The 17750-nt window shown below is 41.2% G+C and carries 14 protein-coding genes; 3 read left to right on the top strand and 11 right to left on the bottom strand.

Features of this window, described 5'->3' with window-relative positions; translation table 11 throughout:
* Positions 1-309: 309 nt before the first annotated feature.
* Positions 310-1086, bottom strand: coding sequence for a TorF family putative porin (locus FTU34_RS13690; RefSeq protein WP_180035945.1), 777 nt, complete (start codon positions 1084-1086; stop codon positions 310-312).
* Positions 1087-1802: 716 nt separating this feature from the next.
* Here FTU34_RS13690 and FTU34_RS13695 point away from each other — a divergent pair.
* Entirely contained in the window at positions 1803-3122 is a 1320-nt protein-coding gene (locus FTU34_RS13695; RefSeq protein ID WP_180035944.1) for an OprD family outer membrane porin, read from the top strand.
* Positions 3123-3229: 107 nt separating this feature from the next.
* Here FTU34_RS13695 and ppa read toward each other — a convergent pair whose 3' ends face one another.
* Together ppa and FTU34_RS13705 are read right to left on the bottom strand one after the other, a co-directional pair.
* Complete coding sequence (gene ppa / locus FTU34_RS13700) at positions 3230-3766, bottom strand: inorganic diphosphatase (RefSeq protein WP_180035943.1); 537 nt, start codon at positions 3764-3766, stop codon at positions 3230-3232.
* A gap of 114 nt (positions 3767-3880) precedes the next feature.
* Positions 3881-4279: an MAPEG family protein gene (locus FTU34_RS13705; protein ID WP_078189470.1), complete on the bottom strand. Its 399-nt coding sequence runs from the start codon at positions 4277-4279 to the stop codon at positions 3881-3883.
* 107 nt (positions 4280-4386) lie between these two features.
* On the opposite strand from FTU34_RS13705, the gene FTU34_RS13710 reads away from it, so the two are divergent.
* Positions 4387-4776, top strand: a complete 390-nt coding sequence (locus tag FTU34_RS13710) for a hypothetical protein (RefSeq protein WP_180035942.1) — start codon at positions 4387-4389, stop codon at positions 4774-4776.
* A 58-nt stretch (positions 4777-4834) separates the two neighbouring features.
* On the opposite strand, the gene FTU34_RS13715 is transcribed toward FTU34_RS13710, so the two are convergent.
* The 6 genes from FTU34_RS13715 to FTU34_RS13740 form a co-directional block, all read right to left on the bottom strand.
* Positions 4835-6514, bottom strand: coding sequence for a long-chain-fatty-acid--CoA ligase (locus tag FTU34_RS13715; protein WP_180022082.1), 1680 nt, complete (start codon positions 6512-6514; stop codon positions 4835-4837).
* A 149-nt stretch (positions 6515-6663) separates the two neighbouring features.
* On the bottom strand, positions 6664-8883 hold the full coding sequence (parC, locus tag FTU34_RS13720; protein ID WP_180010706.1) for a DNA topoisomerase IV subunit A: 2220 nt from the start codon (positions 8881-8883) through the stop codon (positions 6664-6666).
* A 163-nt stretch (positions 8884-9046) separates the two neighbouring features.
* A complete protein-coding gene (locus FTU34_RS13725) occupies positions 9047-10366 on the bottom strand; it encodes an MFS transporter (RefSeq protein ID WP_168378243.1) in 1320 nt (439 codons plus the stop codon).
* A 144-nt stretch (positions 10367-10510) separates the two neighbouring features.
* Positions 10511-11155 carry a trimeric intracellular cation channel family protein gene (locus FTU34_RS13730; RefSeq protein WP_078189475.1) on the bottom strand — a complete coding sequence of 215 codons (645 nt, stop codon included), beginning with the start codon at positions 11153-11155 and terminating at the stop codon, positions 10511-10513.
* Between the two features lie 59 nt (positions 11156-11214).
* On the bottom strand, positions 11215-11682 hold the full coding sequence (locus FTU34_RS13735) for a YchJ family protein (protein WP_180035941.1): 468 nt from the start codon (positions 11680-11682) through the stop codon (positions 11215-11217).
* 389 nt (positions 11683-12071) lie between these two features.
* Positions 12072-13643: a TerC family protein gene (locus tag FTU34_RS13740; RefSeq protein WP_168378245.1), complete on the bottom strand. Its 1572-nt coding sequence runs from the start codon at positions 13641-13643 to the stop codon at positions 12072-12074.
* 320 nt (positions 13644-13963) lie between these two features.
* On the opposite strand from FTU34_RS13740, the gene FTU34_RS13745 reads away from it, so the two are divergent.
* On the top strand, positions 13964-14584 hold the full coding sequence (locus tag FTU34_RS13745) for a TIGR00730 family Rossman fold protein (protein WP_078189478.1): 621 nt from the start codon (positions 13964-13966) through the stop codon (positions 14582-14584).
* A gap of 86 nt (positions 14585-14670) precedes the next feature.
* Here the strand turns inward: FTU34_RS13745 and FTU34_RS13750 are convergent, their stop codons facing one another.
* Both FTU34_RS13750 and FTU34_RS13755 read right to left on the bottom strand, forming a co-directional pair.
* Complete coding sequence (locus FTU34_RS13750; RefSeq protein WP_180035940.1) at positions 14671-15636, bottom strand: hypothetical protein; 966 nt, start codon at positions 15634-15636, stop codon at positions 14671-14673.
* Between the two features lie 157 nt (positions 15637-15793).
* Positions 15794-17698 carry a choice-of-anchor I family protein gene (locus FTU34_RS13755; protein ID WP_180035939.1) on the bottom strand — a complete coding sequence of 635 codons (1905 nt, stop codon included), beginning with the start codon at positions 17696-17698 and terminating at the stop codon, positions 15794-15796.
* Positions 17699-17750 lie beyond the last annotated feature (52 nt).

Genomic DNA, 17750 nt, shown 5'->3' on the forward strand with positions numbered 1-17750 from the left:
AAAAATAAGCGCATATTTTTTTTATAAAAGTCACCATTTTGGTTTATGAAAAACCAATATATTACTGTTTTTATTTATTATTTTTTAATTATCCTATTTGGCCTTTTTTCTCTTTAATTTATTTTAGAATGCAGATTTTCATCTATTTAGATTATTTAAATCTTCAGGTTGATAGATGTAACAGGATTTTAAAAATGCGCTTTTTTGAGTATATTTTTTCAACACCGATCTCAAAAATGCATAAAAAAAGTGCACAATCACCATTATGCACTTTCAAGAATATGACCGAATAAGGTCAACTCGTTAATGTTAGAAAGAATAGGTCAATCCAACCACAACGTTATCATCTAATTGCTCGCCTTCACGATCTTTACCGCCCCATACATAGTCAGCAGCAATTTCAAATCCAGTATCAGCAATCGATTTACTCAAGCCTAAACGTGCTTCAGTGAACACCACATCTTCTGTGGTTGTTAATAGGCTATCATCACGACTGTCATTAAAAACAGAAACGCCGAGCGATGAATTTAATGAAACATCATAAGGTAATGCATAGCTATAAGCAGCATTCAGATATACATCACCTGCGTTGCCATAATTAACATCAGACAACAATACAGCCATGCTTGCAGTTAAATCTTTATAACTAATGTCCTGAATAAATTCGACGCCTGTCGTGCGACGCTTTTCAGATCGGTCGTCGTTATAAACAGAACCGCCACCTTGATAGACATAGGCCATCACTTGTGACTTATAGCTCCAATCTTCATTCAGTTCACGTCCATATCCAACATAGAAATCATGTTCAAAACCATGTGACTGACTGTCGTCCGTAGGGTCATAGTTGAGTGTAGAACCCCAATAGCCAGCGAACAGCCCACTGTTGTGTGCATATTCAAGTCCGGCTTGTAATGCCGCTTGATCATTTTCTTCACTCGCACGGTACACATATTTGTTTACCACGCCCAAACTTCCAGACCAATTCCCTTGTGCAGTTGTGGCTTGTTCAGTTTGTTCTGCAAATGCAGGGACTGTACCTAGGGTCACTAAAATACTTAAAATTGCTTTTTTATAAAATTGAATCATGTTTAGTCCCCACATCGGATCGATCGTGGATTGGGTTGAGTAAAATTTAGCGCCGATTTTAATCGATTTTACGGCACTGTATAGCCCCTTTTTTCTTATTTTGATAAATTAAATCATTTAAAAACAAAGGTAAGATTATATAAAATAGTAAAAAATAAGCTTTTGATTCATAAAATATCTTTTATCTTGTTCTAGTCTTTAACAATGATTTAATGCATTCATTTATATGTATTTATCACGATTAATATCATCTTTTATTGAGCTAGATTTTTAAGGAAAACATTTCTGACGACTTCGCTAAAAGTCATTCTCTATTTACAAAAAACACGCCAACGGTGCTTACTGTGCCTGAATATAGATGCCATGCACCTCAACCATTGTTATACTTTTTGATCAAAATACGAATTTAGATTCAGCACAATTTGTCGCGAAGAGTGATGATAAATCAGCAAGTTAAATGAAAGTTTTTACCATTTTTTATATTTTTTTATGATAAGCAATGAAGAAACTTCTCTTTAGCTTAATATATATTCAATTTAAATAAACTATCTGTTAAACAACAATAACATACGAAACATTTGCTTATTACAGATTGACCGATGATCTGAATGTTTTCTAACTTTAGTGTAATAAGCGCATTAAAAATAGTGATTTTTTTAAGAAAAAATATACAATCGCACTACATATTAACCAAATTTGCATGAGGCTCTCTCCCAATGCTTAAAGCTCAACAACTAACACTTGCAGTATTAGTAAACACTGCTCTTATTTCTACTGCTTTTGCTAGCGAACAAAGTGAATCTAAAGGCTTTGTGGAAGATGCCGAAGGCTCTGTATTGTTCCGTACAGGTTATTTACATCGTGATAAAAAAAATGGCGTAGATGATACTAGCTCTTTTGCGCAAACTGCTATCGTAAATCTTGATTCAGGTTTTACCAAAGGCACTGTTGGTTTTGCAGCGGGTATCATAGGCGATGCATCAATCAAACTTGGTGAAAATGCTCATACCGATAACGATATGATTCCAACGCATGGTAGCAAAGATGCGAATGGTAAAGTTGATGCTTATGATCACTGGGCGCGTGGCGGTGCATATGTAAAAGCACGTATTTCAAATACGACTGCAACTTACGGTACACAACTTCTCGACATCCCTGTTTTAGCAAGTAATACTGCACGACTAGTACCTGAATACTACACAGGTGTTTTGGTTGAAAGTAATGAGATTAATAATCTTAACCTGATCGCTGGTAAATTCACTGAAAATCAATTATCAAATCAAATTAATTCTGATGGTGCTAAGTTAGACCGCGCAATTGTTTGGGGTGCAAAATATAAAGCAAATGATCAATTAAATCTTGCTTACTATGGTACAGATATTAAAGATCGTTTAGATCGTCATTATATCAATGCCAATTTTACTCAAGGTTTAGTTGATAAAAGCTCATTGACTTATGATTTAAGCGCTTATCACACAAAATGGGATAAAGATGCTAATCAATACTTATATTCTCAAATTGGTGAAAGCAACGACTCATTCGATAACTCAATCGCTGCCCTTTCTACAACATATAATCGTGGTCCACACAATGTCATGGTTGCTTACCAACAAAACTTTGGTAATACCGGTTACGACTATGGCTTAGGTACAAACGTTGGTGATGGTAAACAATCTATTTACATGCCAAACTCGTATCTATCTGACTTTATTGGTAATGATGAAAAGTCTGTACAACTTCAATATACCTATGACTTTGGCGCATTAAATGTTCCAGGCCTATCTTGGACTTCAGCATTTGTTTACGGTTGGGATATTAAAGCCACTAATAATGCTGGCACAATGATTAGCGACAATGAAGAAGAACGCGAATTCTTTAACCAAGTGAAATATACCGTTCAATCTGGTTTTGCCAAAGATGCAAGCTTACGCCTTCGTCATTCTTACTACCGCGCTAGTAATAACTACCAAAACAACTATATTGGTGATACCAATGAATGGCGTATTTGGTTAGACATCCCTGTGAAATTATTTTAATTTCGCAGCTACTCTAAGATAGCGAAAAAAAACCTGCACACTGTGCAGGTTTTTTTTATGAGCATCGATTTCATATAAAAACGATGCTCAGCTTAAAACAATAAATATTATTTGTTCGCAGCTTTGTAAGCTTCAATTGAGCTAAGTACTTCTTGTTTCGCAACATCAGCACCTTCCCAACCACTTAACTTAACCCATTTACCAGGTTCTAAGTCTTTGTAGTGTTGGAAGAAATGTTCAATTTGATTGATCAATAATGCAGGAAGATCGGTATATTCTTGAACATCTTTATAAAGCGGAGTCAATTTGTCGTGTGGAACAGCAATGAGTTTTGCGTCAACACCACCGTCATCTTCCATGTTCAATTTACCAACAGGACGGCAACGAATTACAGAACCTGGCTCTACTGGATGTGGAGTTACCACAAGTACGTCTAGTGGGTCACCATCCAAAGATAATGTATTTGGAACATAACCATAGTTCGCTGGGTAGAACATTGCAGTACCCATGAAACGGTCTACAAATAACGCATCAGAATCTTTATCGATTTCGTATTTGATTGGTGCTGCATTTGCAGGAATTTCAATAATGACATAGATGTCGTTTGGTGCATCTTTACCCGCTGGGATATTGCTGTAGCTCATAGCATCACTCTTTAAACAAGTTAAATCTTTTAATCCGGCACAATTATAACGGTTTTATCGCTTTTTTTGTGATTTTAGCGATCATGCTGATAATTTAATCATCAAGCAGAACATTTAGCTTAATTTAATGACCAATAACATCAGGCAAATCGGGCATAACATCGACAAGGTCCAAATGATTGAACGTAAAGTTGCCCAATTGGCTAAATAACATAGCCCATAAATGACGCGTAAAACAAGATAGGCAATCCCAAAGGTCATGATGTATTGTTGATGAATCACCATGTATTCAGCCATTAGAATAGCCGCAATAAATAAAGGTAAACTTTCAAAACTATTTTGCTGCACTGCATGTGCGCGGCTCGCCAATCCTGTAGAGCGCGCTAAAACTTCACGTGGATTTTGATTATCACTCGACTTAAAACCTGCAGCTCGCTTCGCAATAAATGTAAATACATATGGCAGTAAACAAGCGGCCAAAATGAGATAGATGATCCCACTGATGCTGTGCATGTGTTTTTTCTCAGGAAGATTTTATGGCTGCTATAATACCATGGCATTTCGTGAATAATTTTTGTTAAATATAGTGTTTTTATAATCGGCAGATGAAAGGATCCTCTATGAGTACTTCTGATCAAGATCAATTATTTGAAGTTCTTGAAGAGCAAAAACGCCATCAGCTTCGCGTCGATCGTGCCTTAAAAATCGTCATTCCTGTGACTGCATTTTTACTTGCTGTGATTTGCGCCAACTTAAATGTCTGGTCGACTGTTTTCAGCTTTGTCATCATGTGGATTGCATTCTATGCAGTTTCCATCAAGCAACTTCCCCTTTGGCATTGGGTCATTGTCATTGCCCTATATTGCTTAGTCGACAATATTTTAACCTATGGCAGCTATAACCAATCCGGCTTTAGTCGTCAGTTCGGCGCGATGTTTATTTTCTTGGGTGTTTTTGGTGTAGGACGTCGCTACTTTGATCGCTGGTCGATGAATAAAGGTAAAATTTAATGATCTAAATTTAAAGCGATAAAAAAAGCGCCCGAAGGCGCTTTTTTTATGCATCGTATTATGCGGTTTTACGCAAATCTTTACGTAGAATTTTACCAACGTTCGATTTTGGTAATTCATCCATAAATTCAACATAACGTGGACGCTTATAGCCAGTTAAGTTTTCTTTTGCGAATGCCAAAACTTCTTCAGTTGTTAAAGATGGATCTTTTTTCACAACGAATAATTTAGGTACTTCACCTGATTTTTCATCAGGAACACCAATCGCAGCAACTTCTAGTACTTTTGGATGTTTTGCAACAACTTCTTCAATTTCAGAAGGATAAACGTTGAAGCCAGACACCAAAATCATGTCTTTTTTACGGTCTACAATCTTCACATAACCGCGTGGATCCATGACACCAATGTCACCTGTACGGAAGAAACCGTCCGCCGTCATTACTTTGGCAGTTTCATCTGGACGGTTCCAATAGCCTTTCATGACTTGAGGACCACGAATCGAAATTTCACCTTGCTCACCTTGAGCAACTTCATTGCCATCATCATCTAAAATAGCAACTTCAGTCAGTGGCAATGGAATACCAATCGTACCGCTGAATTCCATTGATGCTGGAGGGTTTGCGGTTGCAACAGGTGAAGTTTCTGATAAACCATAACCTTCGATAATATTGGTACCTGTAACTTTCTTCCACGCTTCTGCAGTCGAAGGAAGCACTGCCATACCACCACCCATCGCCATTTTTAGCTTACTGTGGTCAAGTTGCTTGAACTCTTCATTGTTCACCAAAGCATTGAACAATGTGTTCACTGCTGGGAAGAATGAAGGTTGGTATTTACGTAATTCTTTCATTACCGCAGGTAGGTCACGCGGGTTAGGAATCAATACGTTTGCCTGACCTTTGTACATACCGTAAAGTGCACACACCATAAATGCAAAGATGTGATACAGCGGTAATGCACAGAAGATACGATCATCTGGCTGACCATCTTTCTGACCAAATTTACTTTGGAAAATACCATCACACTGCAACATATTTGACACAAGGTTACGATGGGTCAATTCTGCGCCTTTAGATACGCCAGTTGTACCACCGGTATACTGAAGTACAGCAGTATCACTTAAAGTTAAGTTTGGACGTTTGTAATTGTTTGCACTCACTTTAGACATTGCTGCATTAAAGCGAATATGACCTGGAATGTTCCAAGCTGGAATTTGTTTACGTACTGAACGTAATACAAAGTTAACCAATGTGCCTTTCAGCGTACCAAGCATGTCACCCACAGATGCCACGATCACGTGTTTTACTGGGGTTTTACCAATAATAGCTTGGTAAACAGATGCAAAGTTTTCAATAATAACAAGAGCTTCTGTACCAGAGTCATTCAATTGATGTTCAAGTTCACGAGAGGTATACAGTGGATTCACGTTGACCAATACCAGGCCAGCACGGAATACACCCAATGCGACAACAGGATATTGAAGAACGTTCGGCATCATGACTGCAACGCGTGAACCTTTAGCTAAACCTAAACTTTGCAAATAAGTTGCAAATTTACGGCTAGCGTCATCAAGTTCTTTAAAAGTTAAGACTTTATCCATAAAGATAAAGGCATCTCTTGAGCCAAACTTCTGGAAATTACGCTCAAAAATATCGACCAATGAGGTATTTTCTGCGGGTAATTCTACAGTTTCTGGAATCCCTGTCTTTTGGTATTCAGCGAACCAAATCTTTTCCATAACGCCCAATTCTCCTGTCGTAATCCTTAATAATCCAACTGTTTTTTTTCAATATTAAGCGGTCATTATTTAACTTGTTTGTGCTTAATATTGCATCCATTTCACGAATAACAGCATATATAACGTATTTCGTTCCATGGATGCTAGTATTATCTTTGAATGAACAGTTTATTTGCTTTTTGATATCCACGTGGTAACAACACGCCTTTCGATGCACGTTTGCCCACATATTTTTGCAGATCGTCGGCTTTAAGCTTTAATTGTTGATTACCTGCAAGCACTTGAATTATTTCATCTAAATTCAAAGTTGTCATGGATACAATTTGATCTTTTGCCTCAAGTTGTATCAATTTATTACCTTTACCCTTATTCAGGACTGGTAATTCATCAAGCTCAACCAACAGCAAACGCCCCGCAGAACTGAGGAGTGCAAGATGTGTTGCATTCTCAATTGCCGTTAAATTCATAACCGCCGCCCCTTCAGACAAGCTAAGGAAGGCTTTACCCGCTTTGGCATTGGTATCGAGATTTTTCGCTTGGGTTTTAAAGCCATAGCCTTTACTGCTCATTGCCAAGACTTCTGTTTCATCTTCAGCAATAAACACTTGTTTAAAGCCAACACCACTTGCAGGTGCAAGCTTAGAACTCAGAGGCTCACCTAAACCACGCGCAGATGGCAAGGTATTGATGCCCAAAGCATAGCTACGACCGGCATCATCTAATACATAAACACGTTGATTCGATTTACCTTGCGCATGGCTGAGATATTGGTCACCTGCACGGAAATTTAAGTTCTCAGCATCGACTTCATGACCTTTCGCCGAGCGAATCCAACCCGCTTCAGACAACACCACAGTCACAGGATCTGCAGGAAGCATATCTTGTTCATTAATCGCATGGGCTTCTGCACGTTTCACAATTGGAGAACGGCGGTCATCACCAAATTTCTTCGCATCTTCTTTAAGTTCATTAATGATCAAGGCTTTTAATGATTCAGGATTCGCCAATTGTTCACGAATAATGGCAGCTTTGGCTTCCAATTCTTCTTGTTCACGGCGCATTTCCATTTCTTCAAGTTTTGCCAAATGACGTAACTTGAGTTCTAAAATCGCTTCGGCTTGAATTTCATCGATATTAAAATGCGTCATTAACACCGGTTTAGGCTGATCTTCTTCGCGAATAATACGAATCACTTCATCAATATTCAGATAGGCAATGATCAAGCCTGCAAGTATATGTAACCGTTTTTCAATTTTATTCAGATGATAAGTCAAACGACGTGTCACGGTATTTTTACGGATTTCGATCCATTCCAACAAAATACGGCGGATCGATTTCACTTGCGGACGACCGTCAGCGCCAATCATGTTCATATTGACACGATAGCTCGACTCTAAGTCAGTGGTTGCAAATAAATGACTCATCACCGATTCAGCATCAATACGATTCGAGCGCAGGACAATCACTAAACGTGTTGGGTTTTTATGATCTGACTCATCACGTAAGTCCGTGACCAATGGCAACTTCTTCGCCTGCATTTGATCTGCAATCTGCGTGATCACTTTTGAGCCTGAAACCTGATACGGCAGCTCCGTAATCACGATTTCATTTTTCTCAATGCTGTACACTGCACGAGTTCGATAACTACCGCGACCCGTGGTTTGAATTTTGAGTAATTCTTCTGGAGAAGTAATAATTTCCGCACGTGTCGGCAAATCAGGTGCAGGAATATATTCTGCGACTTTCTCATCGGTTAAGTTTGGATTGCGAATTAAGGCGATGGTGCCCTTCACCACTTCACGTAAGTTATGCGGTGGAATATCCGTTGCCATACCCACAGCAATACCCGTTGTGCCGTTGAGTAAAATATTCGGAACACGTGCCGGTAAATTCACTGGCTCTTTCATCGAACCATCAAAGTTATCCTGCCAATCACAGGTTCCTTGTCCTAACTCAGACAATAATAAATCACTATACGCAGACAGTTTTGCTTCGGTATATCGCATCGCTGCGAAGGATTTCGGATCATCTGGTGAGCCCCAGTTTCCCTGACCTTCAATAAATGGATAGCGATAACTAAACGGCTGCGCCATGAGGACCATGGCTTCATAACAAGCTAAGTCACCGTGAGGATGGTATTTACCCAGTACATCACCAACCGTACGTGCAGATTTTTTTGGCTTACCCGTTGGCTTTAGCCCGAGTTCGCTCATCGCATAGACGATACGACGCTGAACGGGTTTTAAACCATCACTGATATGTGGCAATGCACGATCCATAATCACGTACATGGCGTAGTTGAGATATGCTTGTTCGGTAAATTCTGCTACGGAACGGTTTTCTGTCGCATGATGCGCAAGGCTTGTCATAACAACCTGTAATCCTAAATTGTTCGTTCTTTATTGGGTTCTTATGCTATGTCGCAGGTGTCCCCTATACAAGGGGATGATCTAACACTCTGCGACAAATTGTGTCTTATGGCGTAAAAATATCCATTTTATTCACCATGATCAACTAAAAATTTAACAGTCTTTATAGACCGATGGATTCTAAAGTTTTGCCCTTAGTTTCTTCACCTAAAACCAAAATCACCACGGCAACTGCAATTAAGACTGCTGTAAACATCATAAAGACATAGCTAAAACCATGATCCATATCCATCATATGTGTCACGGCAAAAGGTGCTGCAATGCCCCCAATCCGACCAATGGCACCCGCCCAGCCCGAACCAAAGGCACGAATATTGGCCGGATATTGTTCTGGTGTATAGGTATAAAGTACGCCCCAAGCACCGAGATTAAAGAAAGACATTAAACAGCCCCAAATCACAATCTCTGTCACACTGCCAGACTGACCGAAGAAATATGCCGAAATGGCACACATCCCAATGAAGCCCGCCAAAGTAGCTTTACGACCCAATTTTTCGACCAACCATGCCGCTGCAATATAACCCGGCAATTGTGCCAAAATCATGACCAAGACATATTCAAAGGATTGAACAATGGTGTAGCCTTCTTTGACCAATAAACTTGGTAACCACGTAAAAATACCGTAGTAAGAAAAGACGATACCGAACCAAATGAGCCAAAGCATTAAAGTACGACGTGCAAAAATGCCTGACCAAAGCTGTGAAAAACTGATGTTGTGCTTTTCTGCAACCGGTTTGACCTCAAAAATTTCAACAACTTGCACACCACATTTGGCTTCAATCTTTTTCACCAATGCGTGTGCTTCATCAAAACGTCCACGGTTAATCAAATAAGGCACCGATTCGGGCACCATTTTCCAAATCACGATCGCATATAACGCAGGAATACCGCCAATCAAGAACGCTGCATGCCAGCCAAAATCAGGAATAATAAAGCGTGAGACCAATGCAGCAACCAACCAGCCCAGTCCCCAAAAACTTTCTAGTAAGACAATAAAACGGCCACGCACATGCGCTGGAATATATTCACTGACCAAAGTCACCGCGACTGGGAGTTGTCCACCTAAACCTAAGCCGACAATAAAACGAAATACCAACAACCAAGTTAGATTAGGTGCAAACGCACATGCAGCGGTGGCTAAGCTATAAATCACCAATGTCCATGCAAAGACTGTTTTTCGGCCGAAGCGATCTGCCAGTCCTCCAGAAAACACCGCGCCGATCGCCATCCCAACAAAACCAATCGAAACCACCCAACTTTTATCATTTGGCGTCATGGCCCAATCTTCAGCCATTTTCGCTAAGATAAAGGAAATGAGTCCCGTATCCATGGCATCAAACATCCAGCCAAGGCCAATAACCCAAAGTAAAGTGTAGTGAAACTTACCGATGGGTAAGCGTTGTATACGTGAGACTAAGTCCATAACAAGATCTCTGAACTGGTGGAAGGATGAACACTGCTTTCCCAACAGGATGTATGATTTTGCGTTTTTTAGTATAGATCCATGCAAAAGACCGACCATTGATCCGTCTTTTTAGCATTTTAATGTGATGTTATAGCAACGCGGCTACGACAAATCTTTTGAAGATACTGACTGATCATCATCATCTTTATAAATAAATTTAGGCATTTCTAAGCCAAAGTAAATGGCGATCAGACGTAAGGTGAAACCGAAAATGAGCGTCGCAATGACGGTCAATTCTAGCGATAAGCCAATCTCAATACAGAGCCAATAACAAATCACGGACACAAAAGAAATACTGGCATAAAGTTCACGACGGAACACCAGCGGGACATCGTTACATAGAATGTCTCGTAAAATACCGCCAGAGACACCAGTTAGTACCCCTGCTACCGCAGAAACCACAAAACCATGTCCCATTTCTAAAGCGATTTGACAGCCAATAATGGTAAAACCAATGAGACCAAGGGCATCGAGAACCAAGAAGATATTACGAAGATGACGCATCCACTTTGCAATCAGGATGGTGACAAATGCAGCAAAGCAGGTCAGCATGAGATATTCGGGATGCTTAACCCACGTCAGTGGATAGTGCCCAAGTAGCACATCACGAACCGAACCACCCCCCAGTGCCGTGACACAGGCAATCAATGTTACCCCAAACCAGTCCATACTCCGCCGACCCGCAGACAATGCACCTGTCATTGCTTCTGCCGTGATTGCGATAATATAAATAACGGTAAGTAACATCGCCCTTCTTCCACTGAGGGTTGAGATGCGCGCTATTCTAAGCTAAATCTGCTCAAATGTTATAAAAATTGCGCACAACATTGTTTAAATTTTCGTCCAGAACCACAAATACACGGCTGCTTCATGGTGATTAGCATCTCTGTGGTCGGATCAAGGAAATACCAGCGCTGCTCGAACTTCACAAAGTGTGAAATTTCATGATGTACTTGCGCTTGCTGCCCATCGTGATAATGCGCTTTAAATTCAACTTGAGCATGGTTTTTATCGAGCTTTTCTTGGGCTTGAACAACCTCGAGCTTTAACCATTGATTGGCCTGACTCCACGCTGCAATGGCACTCACATCCAAGGCTTGCTGCTGTCCAAGCGCAGTTGTTTGTACAATATAATCAATCTCATGTTGTGCAAATGCACTATAACGTGAACGCATCAATTGCTCTGCAGTCTGTGCATTTTCACGCCCCGCATGTAAGGGCTGACAACAGTTGGCATACTCACCTTTGCCACATGGACATTGGACTTGTGACATGTTTGTTTCCATAAAAAAATAGCCTGACAATGCAGGCTATTTTAACGGATCTTTCCACACAATTTTCATCAGTAGATCCGTATCGATTCAAATAAAAGAATGATACACGGTAAGGTCATCCGCAAGTGTTTGAGACAGGACTACTTCTAATCAAAAATGTTTTTGCAATGCTTTGAATAATTTGACGGTAGTGAACGAGTTTTGCGGATGACAATGGTTTTGGGTACTTTTGCCGAAACAAAAGTACCTCCAGCCGAAGGCTAATCCCTTTATTTAAACCCTAGATGTAAGACTCCGTCGAATAGACTTAAAAATCATTTTAAAAATGCGTAATTACTTTTACGTGCGTAACATCAGTGATCTATATAGATTACCCCCCGATACGCAACTTAATCTTCAGTTGGCATGGGAATGACATGCACTTTTTCAATCTTATGACCATCCATCGTGACCACTTCAAAAATGTGTTCATCCGCTTTGAATTTTTCACCATTGGCCGGTAAACGACCCAAATGGAATAAGATATATCCAGACAGTGTCGAATACTGTTCAGCATCATCCACCAAGTCACGCCCCAACAATAAAGACACATGACGAATGTCAGTTGAGCCATCGAGTAACAATGAACCATCATCGAGGCTTTCTGCTGCTGTCTCCGGTTCATCTTCATCGGGAAACTCACCAGCAATCGCTTCTAAGACATCAATTGGTGTTGCAATCCCTTCAATTGAACCGTATTCGTTCAACACCAAGGCCATTTGCAACGGCGCTTGACGCAGTTGTTCCATCACCATCAAGACTTGTGCATTTTCATGTACCACCACAGGCTCACGGAGATGCTTTTCAAAATCGAGTACGCCTGTTTCAATATAGTCATTCATGACTTTATGAGTCAGTACCGCACCCGCGATATTGTCTAACTCACCGTGTGCCACAATCAAACGTGAATGCGTGGTACTGAGTAATTGAGCACGAATCGCCTCAGGCGCTTCATCCAAGTCAATCCATTCCAGTTCAGGACGAGGTGTCATCACCGACTTCACTGGACGTTCAGATAAACCCAGTACACCTTGTACCATGACACTGTGGTAAACCCCGTTGTCTTCATCAAAGACTTCATCAGCAAAGGCACGTGTTGCAAGCACATCTTCATTTTCATTTTGATTGTCTGCAACATTTTTCCCACCGAGCATACGCATCACCGCTGAGGCAGTGCGATAACGTAAGTCTGTGGTTGTCACCATTTTTTCCTGATTATGACGCATGGTTTGGTTCAAGAACTCAATCAGGACGGAGAAACCAATGGCTGCGTATAAGTAGCCTTTTGGAATGTGGAAACCAAAGCCTTCGACTAAGAGCGAGAAACCAATCATCATCAAGAAGCACAGGCACAGAATCACCACCGTTGGATGACGGTTCACGAAGTTCATCAGCGGCTTAGATGCCCACAGCATGATGCCGACAGCAATAATGACCGCAATCATCATGACCGACAGGTGTTTCACCATCCCGACAGCGGTAATCACACTATCGAGTGAGAACACGGCATCGAGCACCACAATCTGCACAATCACCATCCAAAACGTCGCATGCACAGGATTTTCTTCCTTTAGCATAGGCTTGTTTTCAAGACGTTCACGCAGTTCCATGGTGCCTTTAAATAGCAAGAACACCCCACCAAACAGTAAGATTAGGTCTCGACCGGAGAATGGATGGTCGAAAATATGGAACAGTGGATTGGTTAGAGTCACCACCCATGCAATTGAGGCCAGTAAGACCAATCGCATACACAGTGCAAGCAATAAGCCGACAATCCGTGCGGTATTACGCTGTTCTGGCGGTAATTTTTCCGCAAGAATCGCAATAAAAACCAGGTTATCGATACCTAAAACAATCTCAAGCACCACCAGTGTCAATAAACCCACCCATGCAGAAGGATCGGACATCCATTCAAAGATCATGGTTGTATCTCCTGAATGTTATTCACACGTGGATCATGCTGATTTGAAGATGATATGCATTGGACATGCGCAAACGCTTTTAATGGCGTTCTTTCTAATATTTTGATGTGTGCTGAGTGACAACAACCACTACCCATGACGGTTCTTTAGCTTGAAATGAAGTTTTAAGTATAGCAAGTTAAGGTAAAAATTCACCCTTTTTTACCAAAGTACAATCTCAGTATGGAAGAATTTAAACCCAGTGATGACATTAAATTGTCATATTTAGCTGCCAATGTAGTGTCATAAAAAATAACATGCTAAGGTAAAATTAAAACGTAATGAATAGCGGATTAAAAATGACAGAAAAACGTGGTAATCCTTCTCCTGCTACAACACAACCTTTAATCGCACTGTATTGCGGCTCCCGCTCTGGTAACAATCCAATTTATCAAGAAAAAGCCATCGCATTAGCGCAAGGCTTGGCTGAACATGGTTTTGGTCTGGTCTATGGTGGAGCCAGTATTGGCCTGATGGGTCAAGTCGCTGACGCTGTGGTCGAACATGGCGGCGAAGCCGTTGGCGTGATTCCTGAGTTTATGTTGGATTATGAAATTGCACATAATCATTTGACTGAACTACACGTCGTGCGCAGTATGCATGAGCGTAAAGCCATGATGGCAGAACGTGCAAGTGCCTTTGTTGCCCTGCCCGGTGGTCTCGGTACATTCGAAGAAATTCTAGAAATCGCCACTTGGGGACAGTTGAATCAACACCAAAAGCCGATGATGCTTTATAACGTCAATGGCTTCTATGATGCACTGATTGCACAATTAGACCATGCGGTCGCTGAAGGTTTCTTGCCGCCGCAGCATCGTGCCAAACTGATCGTATGTAATTCTTCGAAGCAGATCTTTAGTGCACTGAAAAATTTAGATTGCCCGAAAAATTTCGTGGTTTAACTGTATTTTAGATGTCAAAAAGGGGAATAAATTATTCCCCTTTTTTTATTGCTCGATGTCCTAATTCAAATCGAGATCGTGCCGACTTAACCCGACACCACACGATAGAACCATGGCAATGTTGTCGCTAAGAAAATACTCATCAACAAACCAAGCATCAATTTCATCGCATCTTTGCTGACATTTCGTGAAGTTCGATATTTATTCACTTCATGTAAATGCATGGACATGGCAAATTCACGTCCTGCGAGTAAGCCCAAGAACACCCAAGTGGTACTCATTGGAATATTACTCCACTCTTTGAACACCAATAAAATCAAGGCATACATAAAGTCGATAATGGTTGCCGAGCGGATATCAGCCACACCCGTTTTGGTGTCGATAATGCCCTGAATCGCCCCACCACGTTGGTACAAAATGATCCCAAGCAGTACGATAAACACCACAATTGCAAAAATCAGGAACTCCAGCGGTACCTGACGAGGGACGTAGACAAAAATATTGGCCAAATCCTGAATCAGCCACTGACTCCATAAAAATGCCGTCGAAACCCACTGTAGTCCAATCCAAATATTCGAGGGTGTTTCATCACGTGTTTTACTGAAATAAACCGAAATGCCTTTAATCACAAAACGGTAAATAATAATCGCGACAACAAAAGAAACCGCATAACCCATCATCGACTTGGTTAACATCGACCCGAGACTACTCGGAGAGAAAATCGTCAACACTAAGAATGTGGTGCTGACCGGTATCCCGTAGCGAGTCAAAATGATCAGTAAGATCGGTGGCACAATATAGAGCCACGTGACCCCTTCTGCGGGAAATGGAATCGTTTCTAAACGACCATAAGATGCATCCCCCACGCCAGAACTGTACCAACCATAAACCAATACAATGGCTAAAATACTGCTGACATAGATCCACAACAGCCACCAAGGGCGATGTACATTGGATGAAATAAAGGTTCCCAATGTCTGTGGCACATCATTACCGACAATAGAATAGGCCGCGAGACAGAAGCCTATGACCATCAGAATTTCGATTGTCATGAAAACAAAACACCTTTGCCATAAAGAAAAAGCCCTCCAATAAATGAAGGACTTGAGCGCATTATGACAGTTTATCTGGCGTTCATACAATTTCGTGCCGTGCTTTTCTCGACAATAAAATAAAAACCTCAAATAAAACAAATGCTTTAAACTTTAATTATTTCAATTTAATCTGATAAACCGCAGTGCTACCGCTCACTTCATTTCCAACCACCAACAAAGGTTGAGCATTGGGCGAATCTTTGGCCGCAATAAAAATCAGACCTTCAGGCCCTAAATCGCCCTGCTTAGTTATATCGGTTTGCGCAATATCCCGTGTATTAAAATACTGAACAAATTTCGCCTGTTGCGGCTGTGTGATGTCATACACCATGATCCCGCTAGCCCGCTCTAGTCCGATAAAAGCATAGGTTTTTTGGCCAATTTTACCGAGTGTGATGCCTTCAGGCTCTGGGCCTTTATTGTCACTGCGGTCATCAAATTTAAAGGCTTCATGATTACTATTAAATTGGGCTGGGAACAATTCAGCAATTTTGCGTTCAAACTCACTGCCAGAATCCCAAACAATTTTTCGACTGATTGGATCGACGATGCTGAACGAGCGCCCACCATAGCTGTACAGTTTGTCATAAACCAACTTACCGTCTTCCAATACAGGTTTTCCGGCAGCATCACGTTTAAAACCTTGTGTCCAACTGATGGTTAAACGGCCAATCTGTGCATCTTTGATTAAGTTATCCGCACAAATTTCTGTCGATGCTGTGGTGGTACAAGGTTTAAAGACACTCGGGTCGAGCTTTGCACCAACGACACCAGGTACTAGATGTCGTAAATGGGCTGCATAATCCCCTTTTGCATCAAAGCCGGCTTTTTTAAACAAATGCTTAACTCGAATTTCTTCAGCATAACCTTGGCTTAAATCATCGCTAGTAAAATACTGCGTTTCGTCTTTTAACCACTCTCGGGCATCACCTTCATTGGCGGTGACCAAATAACTTTTTCCATCCGCTTGATAATGTGCAATGGCATCAGGCATATACATACCATACAGCTCAGGCCATGCCTGAATATTGATCATCCCTGCATCTTTTGCACAGCTCTCGACCTGACGACCTAAGCTGTCTGTCGCACCAATCACACAATCACGATCACTGCCATCGAGTGCATTTTCAGGCAAGCTGTGATCTTTATAACCCATCGGAAAAATATCGATAAATTCCGCTTTCACTAGATCGAGCACGGCAATCGCATTGTTCTCTTGTAAGCTCACCCATGCCGTTTGACCATCTTGGCTCACCGCGATGTACTCTGGCTCTAAGTCTTGAGCCACACTCGTGGTTTGTACACCTTGCGTTTTCACATCGGCATACTGTGCGGTGTCGGGTCCAAAAATGCGAACGCCCGCATCAATTAGCTCTTGTTTTCGTGTATTCCACGCACGGAAATCCACCAATTTCGCCGTTGGCTTTTCAATCTGGCTAAGATCAATAATACTGACTGAACCTTCAGGGTCGACTGCATAACCTTCATTTGGTTCGCCTTCATTAGCGACCAATACTTTTTTGCCATCTGGGCTAAAGGTCAGCATGTCTGGCAAAGCCCCAACTTCGACCTGACTGATAAAACTTAAATCTTGTTCTTTAAAAAAGGCCACGATGCCCGGCTGCGTTTTATCGGCCGCTTGCACCGCGAGTGCCACGATGCCATTGTGTACAGCAACGCTATTCACTTCAGAATCGGCCAAATATTTTTTAGCATCTAAAGATTGTAAATATGTAGGCTGTGCTGGTTGTTTTAAATCCAGTACATCAACCACACCAGCTTTGGCATTGACCACAAATACGCGCTGACTTTGAGCATCATAAGCAGGAATTTCTGCTGCACTCGCGCCAAAAATACCCGATTCATAACGCCCAATCTGTTCCAACACGATAGTGTTTGGCGTGACTTCTTCGACCACTGGAGGAGGTGTTTGCACTTGCGCATCATCATTGCTGTCATTACACGCCACTAGCCCCACAGACAACATGGCACACATCAGCGCCGAAATTTGTAGTTTCATGTTTTCATTCGTCTTTTATTAAAATATGACCAATTTATAAACATTAGGTTGC

Origin of the sequence: Acinetobacter sp. YH12094 (assembly GCF_013419295.1) — a bacterium.
Taxonomy (GTDB): domain Bacteria; phylum Pseudomonadota; class Gammaproteobacteria; order Pseudomonadales; family Moraxellaceae; genus Acinetobacter; species Acinetobacter amyesii.